At 41.2% G+C, this 19,386-nt stretch carries 14 protein-coding genes, 1 other RNA gene and 2 pseudogenes; 8 read left to right on the top strand and 9 right to left on the bottom strand.

What is annotated here, in order from left to right; translation table 11 throughout:
- The first annotated feature begins 160 nt into the window (after positions 1–160).
- Complete coding sequence (gene rsmH / locus IQ224_RS12740; protein WP_194033030.1) at positions 161–1,033, top strand: 16S rRNA (cytosine(1402)-N(4))-methyltransferase RsmH; 873 nt, start codon at positions 161–163, stop codon at positions 1,031–1,033.
- Positions 1,034–1,166: 133 nt separating this feature from the next.
- Here the strand turns inward: rsmH and IQ224_RS12735 are convergent, their stop codons facing one another.
- The 3 genes from IQ224_RS12735 to IQ224_RS12725 all read right to left on the bottom strand — a co-directional run bounded on the left by IQ224_RS12735 (position 1,167) and on the right by IQ224_RS12725 (position 3,466).
- On the bottom strand, positions 1,167–2,333 hold the full coding sequence (locus tag IQ224_RS12735) for a pyridoxal phosphate-dependent aminotransferase (protein ID WP_194033029.1): 1,167 nt from the start codon (positions 2,331–2,333) through the stop codon (positions 1,167–1,169).
- A gap of 9 nt (positions 2,334–2,342) precedes the next feature.
- Positions 2,343–2,733: a transfer-messenger RNA gene (gene ssrA / locus IQ224_RS12730) on the bottom strand.
- A 268-nt stretch (positions 2,734–3,001) separates the two neighbouring features.
- The gene (locus IQ224_RS12725) at positions 3,002–3,466 is read right to left on the bottom strand and encodes a hypothetical protein (protein WP_002742776.1); all 465 of its coding nucleotides are present in this window, start codon (positions 3,464–3,466) and stop codon (positions 3,002–3,004) included.
- A 184-nt stretch (positions 3,467–3,650) separates the two neighbouring features.
- Here IQ224_RS12725 and IQ224_RS12720 point away from each other — a divergent pair, with 184 nt between their 5' ends.
- From IQ224_RS12720 to IQ224_RS12710, 3 genes are all read left to right on the top strand, one after another.
- Positions 3,651–5,120, top strand: coding sequence for a TldD/PmbA family protein (locus IQ224_RS12720; RefSeq protein WP_002742775.1), 1,470 nt, complete (start codon positions 3,651–3,653; stop codon positions 5,118–5,120).
- 2 nt (positions 5,121–5,122) lie between these two features.
- Positions 5,123–5,668, top strand: a complete 546-nt coding sequence (locus IQ224_RS12715; RefSeq protein WP_002742774.1) for a DUF456 domain-containing protein — start codon at positions 5,123–5,125, stop codon at positions 5,666–5,668.
- An 85-nt stretch (positions 5,669–5,753) separates the two neighbouring features.
- A complete protein-coding gene (locus IQ224_RS12710) occupies positions 5,754–7,097 on the top strand; it encodes a TldD/PmbA family protein (protein WP_194033028.1) in 1,344 nt (447 codons plus the stop codon).
- A 486-nt stretch (positions 7,098–7,583) separates the two neighbouring features.
- Here the strand turns inward: IQ224_RS12710 and IQ224_RS12705 are convergent, their stop codons facing one another.
- On the bottom strand, positions 7,584–8,021 hold the full coding sequence (locus tag IQ224_RS12705) for a DUF29 domain-containing protein (protein ID WP_002736768.1): 438 nt from the start codon (positions 8,019–8,021) through the stop codon (positions 7,584–7,586).
- A 251-nt stretch (positions 8,022–8,272) separates the two neighbouring features.
- Positions 8,273–9,898 (bottom strand): choice-of-anchor I family protein, encoded by a 1,626-nt coding sequence (locus IQ224_RS12700; protein ID WP_194033027.1) that lies wholly within the window; start codon positions 9,896–9,898, stop codon positions 8,273–8,275.
- A gap of 214 nt (positions 9,899–10,112) precedes the next feature.
- Between IQ224_RS12700 and cysE the strand changes: the two genes are divergently transcribed.
- Both cysE and uvrA read left to right on the top strand, forming a co-directional pair.
- Entirely contained in the window at positions 10,113–10,886 is a 774-nt protein-coding gene (cysE, locus tag IQ224_RS12695; protein WP_036400312.1) for a serine O-acetyltransferase, read from the top strand.
- 97 nt (positions 10,887–10,983) lie between these two features.
- Positions 10,984–13,896 carry an excinuclease ABC subunit UvrA gene (gene uvrA / locus IQ224_RS12690; RefSeq protein ID WP_002742756.1) on the top strand — a complete coding sequence of 971 codons (2,913 nt, stop codon included), beginning with the start codon at positions 10,984–10,986 and terminating at the stop codon, positions 13,894–13,896.
- On the opposite strand, the gene IQ224_RS12685 is transcribed toward uvrA, so the two are convergent.
- Entirely contained in the window at positions 13,853–14,629 is a 777-nt protein-coding gene (locus IQ224_RS12685; RefSeq protein WP_002742754.1) for a class I SAM-dependent methyltransferase, read from the bottom strand. The genes uvrA and IQ224_RS12685 overlap by 44 nt on opposite strands.
- A 285-nt stretch (positions 14,630–14,914) precedes the next feature.
- Between IQ224_RS12685 and IQ224_RS12680 the strand changes: the two genes are divergently transcribed.
- The gene (locus IQ224_RS12680) at positions 14,915–15,637 is read left to right on the top strand and encodes a hypothetical protein (RefSeq protein ID WP_002742752.1); all 723 of its coding nucleotides are present in this window, start codon (positions 14,915–14,917) and stop codon (positions 15,635–15,637) included.
- Between the two features lie 86 nt (positions 15,638–15,723).
- Here IQ224_RS12680 and IQ224_RS12675 read toward each other — a convergent pair.
- Both IQ224_RS12675 and IQ224_RS12670 read right to left on the bottom strand, forming a co-directional pair.
- Positions 15,724–16,118, bottom strand: a pseudogene (locus tag IQ224_RS12675) (type II toxin-antitoxin system VapC family toxin).
- On the bottom strand, positions 16,115–16,369 hold the full coding sequence (locus IQ224_RS12670) for a hypothetical protein (protein WP_002742749.1): 255 nt from the start codon (positions 16,367–16,369) through the stop codon (positions 16,115–16,117). Before IQ224_RS12670 ends, IQ224_RS12675 begins: the two are co-directional and overlap by 4 nt.
- A 1,756-nt stretch (positions 16,370–18,125) precedes the next feature.
- Here IQ224_RS12670 and IQ224_RS12665 point away from each other — a divergent pair.
- Positions 18,126–18,611 carry a DUF29 domain-containing protein gene (locus IQ224_RS12665; RefSeq protein ID WP_084989924.1) on the top strand — a complete coding sequence of 162 codons (486 nt, stop codon included), beginning with the start codon at positions 18,126–18,128 and terminating at the stop codon, positions 18,609–18,611.
- A gap of 533 nt (positions 18,612–19,144) precedes the next feature.
- Here IQ224_RS12665 and IQ224_RS24140 read toward each other — a convergent pair.
- Positions 19,145–19,386, bottom strand: a pseudogene (locus IQ224_RS24140) (transposase); the annotation flags it as partial.

Here is a 19,386-nt window from a genome sequence, read left to right as displayed (position 1 = left end):
GTTATCAGTTGTCAGTTATCAGTTGTCAGTTATCAGATGTGAGTTTTTAGTTTACTGTTTACTGTTTACTTAAAAAGCTCCCCACACCCTGCCCCCACTAACAAACTTTTTGCCGCAAACCCTAGGTTAAATCGCCATTTTCAGGAAGTAATCAGTACAGATGAATCAAGATTTTCCCCATATTTCCGTTTTGAGTCAAGAATTAATCGCTGGTTTAAATATTCAACCCGGGGGGCATTATCTCGATCTTACCCTAGGCGGTGGTGGACACAGCCGCTTGCTTTTAGAAGCCCATCCCGAAACGACAGTAACCGCAATTGATCGCGATCAAAGCGCCCTAGAAGCCGCTAAAATTAGTCTCGCTCCCTATCTAGATAGCCGTTTAACCCTCTGGTGGGGGAACTTCGCCGATTATAAGGGACAAAATAGCAGTTTTGATGGCATTATCGCCGATTTAGGAGTCAGTTCTCCCCAATTCGATCAGAGCGAGCGCGGCTTTAGTTTTCGCCACACGGCAGCCTTAGATATGCGGATGGATCGCTGTCAATCCCTGACGGCAGCCGATATTATTAACCATTGGCAGGAAAAAGAATTAGCTGATCTTTTTTATCAATACGGAGAAGAACGTTTATCTCGTCCTATTGCTCGTTCTATCGTCCAAAAACGTCCCTTTACTACCACCACTGAATTAGCGGCTGTCATCGCTAGTTCTGTCCCCGCTAGTTACCGTTATGGACGTATTCATCCGGCAACGCGGGTTTTTCAATCCCTACGCATCGCTGTCAACCAAGAATTAGATTCTCTGCAAAAATTGTTAAATCAAGCCCCCCAGTGGCTAAAATCTGGGGGAATTATCGCTATGATCAGTTTTCATAGTCTAGAAGATCGTCTGATCAAGTATGGCTTTCGCGAAGATAATTCCTTGAAAATTATCACGAAAAAGCCGATTATTCCCAGCCGAGAAGAACAAGCTAAAAATCCTCGTTCTCGTTCGGCTAAACTAAGAATAGCCCAAAAGATCAGCTGTTCTTAATTTAAATTGCTTATTGAGATGAGGCAAAAGGCAACAGAAAACAGGGAGAAGAAATAATCAGTTTTTAATAACTGGATTTAGTATGAGCTTAAAGTAAAAACCAAGAAAGAAAGCCGGTATCTATTCTTGAAAATCATTGACTAAAATAACGCAGTCCTTTTACCAATCTTTCCACTGCCGTTAAAGCTGTTTCTGGAGATAAAGCACCGTAGGCAAGACGCAAATAACAGCCTTCTGTTATCCCAAAAGTTGAACCGGGTAACACCGCCACCCGCTGCCGCTCGATTAAACTTTTAACTAACTGAAAATCATTCTTGTCTGTAGGAATTTTCAGGAAAAAATAAAAAGCACCTTCCGCAGTGGCAACATCACAGATATCCCTAATCGATTCTAAAGCATTCAGGCAAATTTCTCTAACTTGACTGATGGTTTTTAACTGTTCTAAAGGATAGCTTTTACCCACCTGTAACGCCCCTAGGGCCGCGTATTGCGAAACCACTGGCGGACAAATTAAAATAGTATCCTGAATCTTATTAATCGCCTCAGATAAATGTTCTGGTACTACCATATAACCAATGCGCCAACTGGCAAAACCGTAGGCTTTTGAGAGACTAAATAAGGAAATAGTCCAAGCTTCACTACCAACAATTGCCGCCGGGGAAAAGTGGCGGGCATGGTTATAGGTAAAATATTCATAAGCCTCATCATGAATGTGATAGATGCCCTTTTTTTGACAGATTCGATTGACTTCTCTTAGGGTATTTTCTGGATAAACTACTCCCGTGGGATTATTAGGAGAAATCGTCACCACTGCCTTAGTTTTTGCCGTGATTGCCTCTTCAATGGCAGCCGGACGCAATTGATAATTTTTGTCTGTGGCGACCAAAATAACTTGACAATCAGCCATTTTTATGGCCATTTCATGATTGAAATAAAAGGGAGTGTTGAGAATAATTTCATCCCCCGGGGAAGTAATGGCTAAAATAGCATTCATAAAAGCCATATTACTGCCCGCCGTCACAAAAATTGCCTGTTTATCGCTGATTTCTATCCGATTATCTTCGGCTAGTTTTTCCCGAATTACTGTTAATAAGGGGGTAATTCCCGCAACAGATTGATATTGATGATTTTTGGGATTAGCTAAGAATAAAGATAGAGATTCGATCGCTTCCTGGGGTGGATAATAGGAAACAACCCCTTGACCTAGGGAAATAGTACCAGGGTTCGCTTTAATTAATTGACCGACTACGGGAATAATCGGTGTTTGCACCCCGTCCATGCGGGAGAGAAGGTTTTTCATTAAACTAATCAGTGGAGCCGAGCAGAGTCGAACTGCTGTCCAAATTAGGTATTGACTGTCCGTTCATTCACAGGTTTAGTTTCGATTACCCTCGAAACGGGGACTGTCACTTATCCCGGACAGTGGGATGCTCTAGTTAAAGCTTAGACGGTTAACTAACTAGAGAAAGTTAAACGTGGCATCCGTTGGGGGTTTATCCATAGTCCTTAACGGAGTCAAACTATGAATGCTCGAGTCGATTAGAGACTATTAGGCAGCTACAGGAGCGGCTTTACGAGCGAAAGGAACGATGTTGTTCGCATTTACTTTTTGTTTGAGCCTTTGATTTACGAGAGGAGACTCACTCTCGACCTGTATCACGGGGGAGCTTTCGCTAACCTGTCGAAACCGTTACGGCCCCTTGTGCTTACATTCTGATTATAGCACATTTTTTTATTAAGCTAATTGTGGCTCAATTGGGATTTTTCCGAGCTTCCCAGTCTTCAGAGCCAGTCTAGATGGTAAAAAAGGTTTTTATCGCTGATTTTTGGGCAAATTATCCTATATTTGACCTCGATTAGTATCACCAGAGACTAAACAATTAATTGAGCAGCTATTGCTCCACTGCGATAACCTGAGTTCGGAATCAGGGAAAACGGCAAAATTTCCCTAATCCGAACTAAACTTGATTACAAAACCTTGTGGGTGTGAGAATGTTGTTTGACGTTATCCTCCGTCCGCACCACATGAACAGCATTCAAGATGCGTTTTTTCTCTAGGGAAAAGTTTAAATCGTCTTTTTGGCCGCCCAAGGGGATTAACCCTTGTAGGTGGGGTTGATTTTTGTAGGTGCGAGTGGCCGCAATCGCCCTTTCGACAAAATTCTCGCATAATTGGGTATTATCGGGGAAATTACTGGGTATTTGAGGATTATCGTCCTGAAAAACCTCTCCTAAAGCCATGGCGCGGGCAAATTCGTAGGAAGTGGGAATTCCTTTGACAATTGCCTCTAGGGCTGCCGAGGGAATCGGTTCTAACACCGCCACTTTTTCTAATTCTCCCTCCCGTTTAAGAAAACAAATCGCTAAACCGAATACACAATAATCATCTTTTGTCAAGTCAGAAATGTTTAAGAATTGTGTCGCTGTGGCCATTATTTTGATCCTGAGTCGCTCTTTATTTAATCTTGCGGGCGATGAGCGATCGAATCAAGGTTTTTATTAAGAGATATGAAGGAGAAAAATTTAGCTGGGTTGGGCCACGCTAACGCATCCCCAGACGGAAAAAACTGAGAACTGTTAGACTAGAAACCAGCAGATTAACTGATAAACGAGCTTTATGTCACCCACTCTACTCATCTCCAAAGAACTCCCCACCCTGAAATATAATCCTAGTCTGGAGCGCTTTGATAGCTCTTGGGCGGCTCCTTTGTCCACTCTTCTGGGACTGGGACGGGCTGCCGGGGCAACTTTTATCGAATTTTTCCTCGAAAGAGTTAACTATATCAGTTGTTTAGCCGAAGATGACAGCATCACCAGTCTCTCACCGAAACTATCTACAGGGGCAGGAATCCGCCTTTTTCGCGGTAAAGCTGATTGTTATGTCAGTACCAACGATTTAAGCTTCCAAGGCTTAAAAAATGCCCTAGAAAAAGGTTTATCGATTCTCGGTTTAAACCTACCCAGTCCTAACGCATATATTCCCGAAATCAATCTGGAAATGTTCCGGGATTATGCCACGGCAAAAAATAAAGATATTTGGCTGAATAATTGCAGTTCTTTGCGAGAAATGGGTGATATTCTCCTAACTGCTAACGTTCACCTCAATCAGAAAGCCTCTCACGTCCAATCTCGTCGCGCCGCTTATTTTCGCGATTGGCAAGAAATTTTAGTTGCCGCTAGTGACGGCACTTTTGCCCGGGATATTCGCCTCACCCAATCGGTGGGCTATAATCTCCTCTGTGCCGATGGGACTAATCGTTCTAGCATTGGTAAACGGGTGGGTAGTACCAGCAATCCCGATTTTCTACGGACGTGGAATGCTGAGGAATCGGCGGCAGAAGTGGCCGAATCGGCGGGTAAAATGCTTTACGCTGACTATGTAGAATCCGGCAGTTATCCCATCGTCATGGCCAATGAATTTGGCGGCGTTATCTTCCACGAAGCTTGTGGCCATTTGCTAGAAACTACGCAAATTGAACAAAAAACCACGCCCTTTCTCGATAAAAAAGGCGAAAAAATCGCCCACGAAAATCTGACGGCTTGGGACGAAGGATTATCCGATAAAGCTTTCGGTACTATCGATATGGACGATGAGGGAATGCCGGCCCAGCGTACTCTCCTCATTGAAAATGGTATCCTAAAAAACTTCATTGCCGATCGCACCGGTTCAATTAAAACCGGCCATCCCCGCACAGGTAGCGGTCGCCGTCAAAACTACACCTATGCGGCCGCTAGTCGGATGCGGAATACCTACATCGCCCCCGGGGAATATACCCTCGATAATCTCTTTAATTCCATCGATAAAGGCATTTATTGCAAAAAAATGGGCGGTGGTAGTGTGGGGGCGACCGGTGAATTTAATTTCGCTGTCGAGGAAGCTTATCTTATCGAAAACGGCAACCTGACTAAACCCCTGAAAGGTGCGACTTTAATCGGTTCAGCTAAGGAGATTATGAATAAAATCTCTATGTGTTCCCAAGATTTAGGACTAGCGGCGGGTTTTTGCGGTTCCGTCAGTGGTAGCGTTTATGTCACCGTTGGTCAACCCCATTTAAAAGTCGATTCTATTACCGTTGGCGGTCGTTAATCATGGCTTTAGTAATTCTCTACTATTTCCTCATCGCCATCATGATAGTGGGGATAATTGGCGAACTGCTGCCCGCTGTCCCCGGCATGAGTTTGATTTTAATCGCCATGGTGGTGTGGGGTTTTGTGACCAAATTCGCGGGGATGGGGGTCGCTTTAGCCGTGGCCTTTGTTATCCTTCTCCTCAGTCTGGGGGTGGAATTCCTCGCTAGTTATCTCGGCGCCCAAAAAGTTGGGGCCAGCAATTGGAGTCAAATCGGGCTAGTAGTGGGTTTATTAGCGGGAATATTCGGGCTTTTACCCGCTTTACCCATTGGCGGCCCAATTATCGGCCTATTTGTCGGTCCTGTGGTGGGGGCTTTTTTGGGAGAATACGCCTATCGTCGCGATTTGGAATTAACCCCCCGTTTGCAACAATCCCTAAAAGTCTGTGTGGGTATCGTCGTCGGTACGGTTATCGGTCACGTTGCCAAAGCTATGCTGGCCACGGCCGCCGTTATCGTCTTTATTGTCACTACCTGGCCGAATCTCTCTTCGGTTATCAGTTAGAAGATGTTGAATGTTGGGATTTTAGTTGAAATTTCCCCATTCCCCCACTTCCCTATCACCTATCCTCCAACACCAAAAAAAATCTATGCAAAAAGTTGAAGATATCGCCCAAATCGCTAATTCTAGCGCCCAAGCTTTAGGAATTGCTAAATACGACATCTATGGTTCTTCTGTGGATGAAACCGATGTGGATGTGTTTCAAGGGGAACCAAAACAGGTACAAGCTTCTAATCGTTCCAGCGTTATCGTTCGCGTCTGGAATCAGGATAATCAAGTCGGTGTCACCTCGACCACTGATGTGGACCCGGTGGGACTGCAATTAGCCCTGAAAACCGCCCAAGAAGCCAGCTTTTTTGGGGTTAAGGAAAATGTCCCCGATTTTAGTCCTGCTGCCACCGCACCTACCACAGAAGTGGCCAGCGAAATGTCTAATCAAGCACCTGTATCCACTCTCATCGATAAGTTATTAGCCGCCGAAAAATCCTTACTAACGGCCCATCCGGCTATTGCCAGTGTTCCCTATAACGGTTTGGGACAACAGCAGGTCAGACGTTTTTATCTCAATAGCGACGGGGCAATGCGTCAGGAAGCGCGTAGTTATGCCAGTGTGTATTTATACACCAAAACCGAACAGGAAGGCAAAAAACCCCGCAGCGCCGGTGCTTTTCGGGTTAGTCCGGGCCTAGAAAAATTAGATATCGATGGTTGCATCGAGGAAGCGATTAGCAAAACTGTTAGCCATCTGGACTATCAACCGATTACCACGGGTAAGTATTTGGTGGTTTTTGCCCCCCGCGCCTTTTTGAGTCTAATCGGAGCATTTTCTAATCTGTTTAATGCCCAAAATATTCTTGATAAACAGAGTCTTTCTACTCCTGAATCTTTGGGAACACAAATCGCCGCCACTGCCTTAAATTTGTGCGATGATGCCCTCCATCCGGCTAATGTTTCCGCAGAAACTTTTGATAGTGAAGGCACTCCCACCCGTCGTGTGGAATTAATTAAAGAGGGGATTTTGAGTAATTTTCTCCATAGCACGATTACCGCTAAACGGATGAATACGGAACCAACTGGCAACGGTAACATTGGCGCAAAAGTAACGGTTAGTCCCCATTTTTATCACGTTTTTGCTAGTGCTAATCAACCCAAAAGCTATTCTTTGGAAACAGCAGAAAATGTGGTTTTAATTGATAGTTTACAGGCACTTCATGCGGGAGTTAATTCTCTGCAAGGTTCCTTCTCTTTGCCGTTTGATGGTTGGTTAGTTAACAAAAATGAGCGCATTAGTATCGATTCCGCTACCGTAGCCGGAGATATTTTAACACTGCTGAAATCGATTGTTTATCTGGAACCGGAAGCAGTTATTACTCCTAGTGGTGTTTGTCCCTACGTTTGGGTAGAGGGTTTATCAATCACGGGAGAAGCTTAACACTATACCTGACCAAAAATAGGGGGTATTACCCTGGTTAATACCCCCGCAAGATGGATGTTGATTTTGTTAATTTTATAGTCGTGGGTAAGCTGTTGACCATGCAAATTATACTAAATCTGGTTATTAAAAACTGATTATTTATTCCCCTTTTTGTCTTTTGCATGAGTAGAAAACGGGTTTCTCGGAGAAACCCGTTTTCTGTGAGTTACTCAACGGATTTAGTATAAATCTGGTTATTAAAAACTGATTAGGGTTTGCGGCAAAAAGTACGGGCGAAGCATTCGGATAGAAAATCTACGGTTTCACCGATAGGTTATTGCCCGAATGCTTCGCCCCTACAGGACGCGGGCCGATGAAGACCCAAGGTTTTGAACCACGATTCTCTCAAAATCTTGCACCTGTGAGAGCAAAACAGGACACTAAAACCCTTATCTCGTCTATATTTCACATTTATTCAGCTTTAGTATTACTCCTAATTAAGAACTATTTTTCCGCTGGGGGAAACCAATTATCATCTAATGTTTGTTCGAGGGATATATGAGCGTCTGAATTAAGGGAAAAAAGCTGAGAAACCGATTTAATCGCCACTGGATAAACTTTATCATACATGGCTGCTAATTCTGGCCGTAAGCTGGGACTATCTTCTAAACGCTGCTGAATTTGGGCGCGAAAATTGACTATTGCTGCCGCCCAATGATTACCTGACCGTTTTTTTTCTTCTTGCCAATAAGCCAGCTTTAAAAGATGTTCGATAAGACGGGTTAACAGACTCATTAAAGCTCGTCTATCACTTTTTCCCATACTCTCGATTTCTTCAATTAAATTATCCCAATCCACTTGCTCAAAATTGCGCTCTTGTAAATGTTTTACTGTCTCTTTTAGCCATTGATTATAATCAGTTTCGTAGGCAGTTGATGACATAATTTAACTCTCCATAGAAAATTACTTAAATGGCTTTCTATCTAGGGCTGGCTGAATACATCTAAACACCTTTTTGGCTAAGACTTTTAGACTTTTTTTCTCAAAAAGTATATCAGGTCTGGGAGTGATCGGGGGGAAAATTAAGGTACTTTTTCCCTGAAAATTAGCTAATTGACCCCGGCGGTTCGACAGGCTCACCGCTGAAGCCCACACCCCACACCCCACGAAAAACTTTTTGCCGCAAACCCTAATTAGCAATACCCTCTTTTTTTCAAACTATAACCAGCTAATCCGAGGGTTAGCAATCCTAAAACTGCGCTGGGTTCTGGGACAGGTTTGACGGAATAAATCGCCAGATTACGACTAACTTCATTGGCCACAATTAACAGGGGAGTACCATTGGGACTATCGGCAGCGGGAATAAATAATAATCCTTCGGGAGAGATATCACCTAATTGCCAATCGTTGATATAATCAACAAAGAAAGGATGACTAGGGTTGGTGATATCATAAACCATGAAACCGCCAGCCCTTTCTATTCCCACAAAAGTATAGAGACGATTGCCTACAGTTCCCACGGCTAAACCTTCCGGTTCTGGGCCGCGGTTATCGCTACGACTATCGAAACTACTAGGAGTACCATCGGAATTAAAGATACTAGGAGTTAGGGGAGTTGCCGAAAAAGCCGCCAAAATTTGTTCAAAATCATCGCCGCTATCGAAGACTTGGGACAGTCCATTAGTGACATTCCAAATCGAAAAAGAACGACCACCGTAGGCAAAAAGTTGACTATATTGACCTTGGTCGTTACGTCCGTCGATGCTAGAAACATCCAAACGGCCGAGATTTTGGGCTAATTGCAATTCGGCGGCATTAGGAAAAACATTGGGGTCTAAGGTTAAACTAGAAACTCGTCTGGCCTCATCTCTAGTATCCCCTTCGTTGGCAGTAATTAAATAGGTTTGTCCGGCGATGGTAACGGTGGCGATCGTATCCGGTTGGTATAAGCCAAAAACCGGCCAATTATTAATATTTACCCCTCCATCTCGATCGCTAGGGTCCAAACCATTACCTGGTGCGTTAAAATTTTTGGCTCCTAGGGGTAAAATGCTGGTGACTTGAGCGTTAACAATATTGACTACGGCAACAGCATTATTTTCCTGTAGAGACACCCATGCAGTGGTTCCATCGTCGGAAACAGTGATGTATTCTGGTTCCACATCTTGGGAAACCGTTTGACCGGGGAAAATGCGGACTCCCTGATTTCTTAAAGCATTCTCTTGACCATTAAAACTGGTAAAGGTAGCAGTGTTGACCGTGGCATTGAGAACACCGGTGCTAAGGTCAATAATACTAATAGAACCATCGGGATTGATCGCGCCTCTCGCTTCCCCTTCATTAGCGACCAAAACCCGATTACCGTCAGGAGTAAAGGTTAACATATCTGGTAAAGCACCCACAGTAACCTGACTCTGAAAGACACCATTAGTATTGAAAAAGACCACACTGCCGTTATTGGTAATCTGACTAGCTTCCATGGCCACGGCCACGATACCATTTTTGATGGCAACGCTGTTAACCCCTGCACCGTAGGGACTAAGATCGATCGAGGGTAAGCGAATTGGACTAGCGGGATTGCTGATATCGGCAATATCTAGACGATTATTAGGACCGGTCACGAATAATTTTCGACTAGCTGGGTCATAAGCGGGGATTTCTGCCCCGAAGTTATTAGCAGCAGTTGTACTATTGCCAAGACTGCTCAATCGCGTGATATTTAAAGCTGAGGCAGATTCGGTAACAATATTGATACTGCCAGCAATTGACAGCAAGGTTAATAGAATTTTCCCATGGTGACGGTCGATAGCATGAATCATATTTTTAGCTAAAAACCTGCAAAAAAAGGCTAAACAATCGCATTTTTTCAGCCCCAAGTTAAAGGAAGATTAAACAAGAGGGAAATTAAGGATATCTTCAAAATTTGGCTAATGCAAGTACAAGAGAACTAGGAAAACAGCTTACTCGATCGCTTTTTAGTTGAACGGCTCATTTACCAGGGTGATAACATGGTTTAGTATAAGCTCGATCAATATGGAATCAAGACTCGTGTTATCCACTCTCCTAGCCGATTTCAAGATCATTTTTGAACGTGACCCCGCTGCCCGCAACTGGTTAGAGGTACTGTTTTGTTATCCTGGATTACAGGCTTTACTGTGCCATCGCTTCGCCCATTGGCTATATCACATCGGGATTCCCTTTATTCCCCGTTTAATTTCCCATCTTGCCCGTTTTCTGACTGGTATTGAAATTCACCCCGGCGCCCAAATTGGTCAGGGTGTTTTTATCGACCATGGCATGGGAGTTGTCATCGGAGAAACCGCCATTGTCGGTGATTATGCCCTCATTTACCAAGGAGTTACCTTAGGAGGGACGGGGAAAGAAAGCGGTAAACGTCACCCGACTCTAGGGGAAAATGTGGTGGTCGGCGCTGGGGCTAAGGTTTTAGGTAATATTTATCTGGGTAATAACGTTCGCGTCGGTGCTGGTTCTGTGGTGCTGCGCGATATTCCCGCCGATTGTACCGTTGTTGGTGTACCCGGTCGTTTAATCTATCGCGCTGGGACGCGGGTGGAACCCCTCGAACACGGTGATTTACTCGACTCGGAAGCGGTGGCTATTCGCGCTTTGGTGGACCGTATTGAACAACTGGAAAAACAAGTGTACGAATTGCGCCTAGAACGGTCAAAAGAACCAGATTATCGGATTAATTGCCCAGTTTTAGCCCATTTAGAAGAAGAAGCCAGTCATAGCTGTTGCCCGGCAGCTGATCGGGATATGCGCGAGTTTCTCGAAAGAGCGGTTTAACCCCGATAATCTTCTGATATGATAGAAGACTGGTTTTTTAGTAGCTGAAACCCATTCGTCAAGGCTATGATTGTTTAGGACTACTTGGCACCGTCCGATGGCTCAAACTGACTCAATCCGTATTCGTGGCGCCCGACAACACAATCTCAAAAATGTTGATCTCGAATTACCCCGCAATCAGTTGATTGTTTTTACGGGAGTTTCGGGATCGGGCAAATCTTCCCTCGCTTTCGACACTATTTTTGCCGAGGGACAGCGCCGCTATGTGGAATCCCTCAGCGCCTACGCGCGTCAATTTTTGGGACAATTGGATAAACCCGATGTGGATGCGATCGAGGGTTTAAGTCCGGCTATTTCCATTGACCAAAAATCCACTTCCCACAATCCCCGTTCTAGTGTGGGAACTGTAACGGAAATTTACGATTACTTGCGTTTATTGTTCGGTCGTGCCGGTGAACCCCATTGTCCCCATTGCGATCGCAATATTGCCCCCCAAACCATCGATCAAATGTGCGATCGAGTGATGGAGTTAGCCGATAAAACCCGATTTCAAATCTTGGCCCCAGTAATTCGCGGCAAAAAAGGCACCCATAAGCAATTAATCTCTAGTTTGGCCTCCCAAGGCTTTGCCCGGGTGCGGATTGACGGCAAGGTAGTAGAATTATCCGAGGGCATCGAGTTAGATAAAAAACATCTTCATGATATCGAAATTGTTATCGATCGTCTGATCAAAAAAGAGGGTTTACAGGAAAGATTAGTGGATTCTTTAACCACTTGTTTAAAGCATTCCGATGGTGTAGCGATTGTGGAAATTCTCGATGAGAATAACGAAGATAATCCCGAAGTTACCAAAGAAATTGTCTTTTCCGAGAAATTTGCCTGTCCCGAACACGGGGCAGTTATGGAGGAATTATCCCCCCGTTTATTCTCTTTTAATTCTCCCTATGGTGCTTGTCCAAACTGTCACGGATTGGGCAGTTTACGGAAATTTTCGGCAGATTTAGTCATTCCAGACCCAAAACAGCCGGTTTATTCTGCTATTGCCCCCTGGTCAGATAAGGATAATTCCTACTATCTTTCTCTCCTCTACGGTTTAGGGCAAGCTTTAGGTTTTGAAATTCAAACTCCTTGGCGGAAACTAACAAAAACCCAGCAAGATATTATTCTCTATGGGAGTAAAGAACCGATCTATTTTGAAGATGATTACCGTTACGATACTGGTCGCGGTTACTATCGAGAATTTGCGGGAGTTATCAATATCTTAGATAGAAATTATCAAGAAACCACCTCGGAAGTTATTAAACAAAGACTAGAGAAATATATTGTTAACCAAACCTGTGAAGTTTGTCACGGAAAAAGATTAAAACCGGAAGCTTTATCGGTACGTTTGGGAGAATATACGGTCACGGATTTTACCGGAGTTACCATTCGGGATTGTTTGCAGAGAATTAATGATTGTCATTTAACCCCAAGACAAGCATTAATTGGAGAATTAGCTCTCAAAGAAATCAAAGCGAGACTACAATTTTTAATCGATGTGGGATTAGATTATCTTACCCTCGATCGACCAGCGATGACCTTATCTGGGGGAGAATCCCAACGAATTCGATTAGCTACTCAAATTGGTTCGGGATTAACAGGAGTATTATACGTTCTCGATGAACCTAGCATCGGATTACACCAAAGAGATAATAGTAAACTGTTAGAAACCCTGCAAAGATTGCGAGATTTAGGTAATACTTTAATCGTCGTCGAACACGATGAAGAAACGATTCGGGCAGCCGATTATGTGGTCGATATCGGTCCAAAAGCGGGCATTCATGGCGGAGAAATCATCTGTCAAGGCAGTTTTAAAACCCTTTTAAAGTCGAAAAAATCGATAACAGGAGCCTACCTATCGGGACGCAAAGTTATTGAAACTCCCCCCCAAAGAAGAGCGGGAAATGGTAACGCTTTAGTTTTAAAAAATTGCCATCAAAATAACCTAAGAAATATTGATGTAACGATTCCTTTAGGAAAATTAGTCTCGATTACAGGAGTATCTGGTTCAGGCAAATCCACCCTAATTAATGAGTTATTATATCCAGCTTTACAACATCATTTAACCCGTTTAACTCCCTTCCCCAAAGAATTAGAGAAAGTGGAAGGATTGGACGCGGTTGATAAAGTAATTGTCATCGACCAATCACCGATAGGACGCACTCCTCGGTCAAATCCTGCCACCTATACGGGGGTTTTTGACATTATTCGCGAGATTTTCACCGAAACCATCGAAGCAAAAGCTAGGGGTTACAAAGCGGGGCAGTTTTCTTTTAATGTTAAGGGAGGACGCTGTGAAGCTTGTTTAGGCCAAGGGGTAAACGTCATCGAGATGAATTTTCTCCCCGATGTCTATGTGCAGTGTGATGTGTGTAAAGGGGCGCGTTATAATCGGGAAACCCTACAGGTTAAGTATAAAGGTTATTCGATCGCCGATGTCTTAGATATGACGATCGAGGAAGCATTAAAAGTCTTTGAAAATGTCCCCCGGGCCACCACCAGATTACAAACTCTCGTGGATGTGGGTTTAGGATACTGTAAACTTGGCCAAAGCGCTCCCACTTTATCCGGTGGGGAAGCACAAAGGGTAAAATTAGCGGCCGAATTATCCCGACGGGCCACCGGAAAAACCCTATATTTGATCGATGAACCGACTACGGGTTTATCTTTTTATGATGTGCATCATCTCTTAGATGTGTTACAAAGATTGGTCGATAAAGGTAATTCGATTATAGTCATCGAACATAATCTCGACGTGATTCGCTGTAGCGATTGGATTATTGATTTGGGACCAGAAGGAGGGGACAAGGGAGGAGAATTAATCGCGGTGGGAACACCGGAAACCGTGGCTAAATGTGAAAAATCCTACACTGGTCATTATCTTGCCCAAGCATTACTTCAATATCCCCCAAAAAAGCGGGATAATGTTAGGGAAGAACACAGAGATAATAAAGCCAATGATCAAGATTAGTATTTAACTCTTGTTCGCTGTTAATTTCCTGACCGGTTTTCCAAGAATAAATTTTAATATCTTGAAAGTAAGACCTTAACTGTCTTAATTGTTCTTTGGGTGTGGCGTAATAATTTTGCAGACGAAAATTATGGGGTTCATCCCGAATAATTGCATAGTCAGCAGTCAATAACTGTTGGTAGCTAAGAGAGGGATTACAGACCCGCAAAATCGCCCAGATGACTAAATTGACATAGCTACTAAAAGGATTGAAACTAATCTTTTTTTTCCAATCGAATTCTGGGATAATTCCCTGAAGATTATGACTAGAAAAGCAAAAATAACCACCCGCTTTACCGATGCGGCTAATTTCCTCTAAAACTAGAAAACGGTCAGCAGGGGAAATATAATCAATGCCATTAAAACTAAAGAGAATAAAATCAAAATAATTATCCGCAAATTGTTCTAGATTTCTAGCATCGGCCACTTGCCAGACTAAATGGGGGAATTTTTGACGACAAGCGGCGATCATTTCCGCAGAATAATCAACACCGATATATTCTCCCACAAGAGGGGCAAAATACTTCGTAGTCCGTCCCGCACCTACCCCTAAATCAAGCATTTTCATCGTTGATAAACGCTCTTGCAGCAGAGTTAAAATTGTCCTTTCTGCCGGCTGTAGTGCGGTTAATTGGGCATAATAACCGACAATACTAGGGTCTCTATAGGTTTGCTGATTTTTATCTTTAATCATTCTCGATCGCTCTTTCCTACTACCATCTTTAAGAAAATATTTAGACTATCATAAGATGCGCTTAAATTATCCAATTGGCATCAATGGAGATTTTTAGCTCTTTTTTTCCATCTACAAGCATAGCATTTTCCAAAAGTGATAAAAGAAATGTAAAGTTATTTTATAGTAGTTGCCTTTGGTGTCTGTCTGTGTTACAATTACCAGAACCAGTGATTATTAACACTTAGATAAAAAACTTCAAATATTATCTTAATCAATAGGAAAAAACATTTGTCTTGAGATGATATGAACAAAACTATTTTGAGCAATGCAATATTTATGACGTTTTTTTTATCGACGGTTAGTCATGGATATACTCAGAATGAGGCTTCTTTTCCTATTCGAGCTTTGGAAGGAGATAATTGTAATCGAGTAGTTGAATTGATCTATCAATCAGAAAAATTAGCATCAAATGACTCTAGAACAAAAGTTTATTTTGAAGGGTTTTTAAGAAGAATAGGAAAAGATGAAGATCAAACAAATACATCGGGATTTTGTGAACCAGCAACGGACAGGGAAACTCTATCTATTAAGATTGTCATTGAAAATAATAATGAAATAAAAAAGATTGAATTACATTCAGAAAAATTTCCTGGCTATGGGATATTCACCCCCATATCTTTCGATATAAAAAATAATTATATTTTAGGTCGATACTATTTAGCTAATAACTGGAGTTCAGTAGATACTGGATATTTCATATACGATCTAAAATCCGATAAATTATCTTATATAGAAGCTTGTCAAGAAGAAGATTGGGTCGAATATAGAGGCTTTATTTCTTCATTAGAAATTGCTTTTAAGTGTTCTTCTTACGGTCAAGATCCAACAGAAACATCATTTATTTATGATATTTTTAATTCTAGCAATGGTCAAGTTTATCGAGTCAGAGAAAGAATCAGAATCAAACACGAAAGATTTGGTGAAATTGTTGATAAAATGTCAATCATCAAAAGGCAGGTTTTTTAACTAAATAAATCCTGCTAATACTGTATCAAAAATTATAGCTAGTTTAACGCTATTTTACGTTATTTTATAGTATTAGCGATAGATAATTAAATCTCCCAGTCTTCATATTTTAAACCATCTATACGACTGAATTCACGGATATTATGAGTGATTAAAATTAACTCATTAGCCATAGCAATAGCTGCAATTTGTAAATCATAACCACCGACAGGAACACCTAATTGATTTAATTGAGAACGAATTATTCCAGCAATTTTTGCAGAATTTTGGTCAAAAGGTAAAATCTTAAAAAGAAACGCTCTAGCTTCGCTAAATTTTGCTCTTTTCTACTACTTTTGTAAGCCCCATAATACAATTCTAATTGTACCACAGTAGATAAATAAATCTCGTCTGGACGATGTTTTGCTAACTCATAAGTAACAGCCAAATTACTATTATTAAGTAGCTTAATACAAACATTTGTATCTAACAGATAAGTCATAGTAGCTGTTCTCTTTCCTCATAATCTGGCTGTTTTTCTCTTACTAATAATTCACCTTCCCAACCGCCAATTACTTCTTCAAAGAAGCCTTCTTGCCATTGGCTAAATGTGGTTTTTTCTTCTTGTTCTTTTAGAGATATTGGCTGATAAACTAAGGTGACTTCTAAATCTGTGTTTTTAAGTTCAGGCGGTAAAGATATTTGTAATGTTCCATCTTCTCCTACATGGGTTTTAAAACTAATTGTTCTCATGGTTTCGGCTCAGGTTACTACTATCATAAGGATAGTGTAATATGTCCTCGTCTGACAAGGTGCGTCCCTTGGGGTCTTTTAACCATTGACTCTAGCACAAAAGTTTATTTCGAAGGTTTTTTAAGCTGATCGCTGATGACTAATCGCTAATGACTGATAGCTGATAGCTGACGAATAATAAGAACGCTTGCAAAAGCAAGTTAAAGAAAATGAGGATAGTATTCGATTTTACCCTATATTTCGCCATACCTTAGCACAAATAGAGAAGAATAAGGATTTTGTGGTTTATGGGATTGACGGTACGACTGTGTGTAGCTATAATTAGTCTATTGGTCGCAACTAGCTTCTGAACCTTAATCCTGTTCAGGCTTTTGCTTGCCAGATATCTCTGCTTGCGCTTATAAATTAATTGAATGCAAACTTATTGCAGTGAAAATCTTATAACTTTTTGATTGGGAATTGTAACAATGAAATCATTATTCAGCGGAATTATAATTATGGGTTTAATGTTGTTTCCCATAACTACTTTAGTAGCTTCTAATGATCAGCCCATCTTAATTGCACATCGACCATCGGCACAGGGGAATGGGCTCTTCTGGTTTCTGTGTGGAAACGAGGTCTATACTGATAGTTTATTTAACAAAATAGTCCTAAAAGTCTTTCCCAGTAAACATTTCACGATTTCATAAGCAAAAATTATCACACAAAGTCGAGAAGAGCCGGGAATGCAACAATTATTAAACAAACTTGGAGAATAATACCCAATTACTATGGAGATCGCGGAGCAATTGAGTATAGTTTTGTCGTCAAAAATTTAACTAAAAGAAATATAGAAGCATTAAAATACGAGGTTGTAAGTTATGATTCATCGGGCAATATTGTTACTTCTTATGACCGTTTCGTTGAGGCTATTCCTGCAGGTAAGACTCGTGCGTCAACGAGACGACTTGATTATTATGGTAGCGAAACAACATTAAAGATAAGTTTGATTGATATTGATTTTGCTAATTGATGCTTAATCTTAAAGTGAGATATTTGGTATTATTCTCTCTACTCGCGCTTAGAAATTAAGGCTCTTCGGGACTTGGTATGGTTCGATATGGGGGCATAAATCGACTAAATCCTTATCTGGCAAGAGATTTAATTGATTAGTTCGCTCTAGATCGCAAACAATTGACAAAAATCGCGGTAATGTCTGTCTCTATAAGGGTTTCATTCCTTATAACCCCCATCCATTGCATAACACAAACCGAAGAGCCGAAATTAAGGCTCTTCGTTACTTGTTATGGTTCGATAGGGGGGCATAAATCAACAAAATCTTTATCTGGTAAGGGATTTAATTGATTAGTTCGCTTTAGATAAAAAACAATTGACAAAAATCGCCCAATGTCTTTCTCTATAAGGGTTCCATCCCTTATAACTCCCGTCTATTGCATAAGACAAACCGAAGAACCGAAATTAATTGAATGGAAACATACTTTCCCTAGCTGAGATACTATCGGTCTTAGAGTCGTTTCTAGCGTTGGGTTTCATGCTTCAACCCAACCTACTTTGAAGCGCACCGCAGCACAGGAGGAGTGTAAAGTCAACTATTTTGGCGAAAATTAATCTTTTTTACATTTATTTAGGGATCATGGCAGTTAGTTACTGTAAGGAGGGACGGTAATTTTTCCCGTGTCAATATCAAAATTAGGAGAAAGTCGCCTAATATATATATGTGGGTGCTTATTTCCTATTAAGAACCGTAAACAATGCAATGAAAACTTTAAATCAGAACCCCTGGCAAGTAGAGGGAGGACAAACCCTACCCCTACTTTACGAAATTGATCAACATCTTTGGTTAGAGGAAACAATAAAACTCCTCAAGGAAAATCGCTTAGATGAATTAGATGTAATCCATTTAATTGAGGAATTAGAAAGCTTGAGTAAAAGAGATAAAAACCGAGTCAGTAGCTTACTTGAACAAGTAATCAGGCATTTATTACTTTTACAATATTGGACAACAGAAGCAGAAATAAATGGGAATCATTGGCGAGCGGAAATTATCAGTTTTCGCACGCAATTAAGAAAATATTTAACGACGAATTTACAGAATTATTTAGCTGAGGAATTACCGATAATCTATCAGGATGCTTTCGATTATGTTCAACAAAAAACTGGTTTTTCTGGCGATTTTTCCTCAGAATGTCCTTACAGTTTAGAGCAATTATTAGATAAAAATTGGGTTCACTGTGAAGATTAGACATTAAACATGATAAAATAATCAGAGAAAACCGTTCTAAAACCACGGGGTTTTTAACCCAAATTTGCGATAATAAGATGAGCTTAAATTATCAACTCGGAATCAGTCCAGATTTTTAGTTTTTTTGTCCCATCTACAAGCATAGCATTTTCCAAAAGTGATCAAAGAAATGTAAAGTTATTTTATATCAGTTGTCTTTGGTGTCTGTCTGTGCTATAATTGCTAGAACTGATGATTATTAAAACTTAGATAAAAAACTTCGAATATTATCTTAATCAATAAGAAAAAACATTTGTCTTGAGATGATATGAACAAAACTATTTTGAGCAATGCGATATTTATGACGTTTTTTTTATCGACGGTTAGTCATGGATATACTCAGAATGAGGCTTCTTTTCCTATTCGAGCTTTGGAAGGAGATAATTGTAATCGAGTAGTTGAATTGATCTATCAATCAGAAAAATTAGCATCAAATGACTCTAGAACAAAAGTTTATTTTGAAGGGTTTTTAAGCTGAGAGGGGGACAAGCGAGCTAGAAGGTAGATAGGGCAAGCGATATAGCTCTTTGTCCTTTGATGTAATCCTTCAACCGATAGCGGCTAATTTGCATTAGCTCTTCTATATTTTTTTGGAACATTTGATGTAGCTGGAGCCAATGATAGAGATGTTGACCCACATAAAAACTGCTGTGTCTGCGTTGACCTTTATATCTTTTTTCAGGTCTTGTGACATATTTTTGGATTCCCATATCCTTAATTTTTTTACCTTGTAGTG

Source organism: Microcystis sp. LEGE 00066, from assembly GCF_015207925.1.
In the GTDB taxonomy this organism is placed as follows: Bacteria; Cyanobacteriota; Cyanobacteriia; order Cyanobacteriales; family Microcystaceae; genus Microcystis; species Microcystis ichthyoblabe_A.
This window is presented reverse-complemented; position numbering and strand designations above follow the sequence as displayed.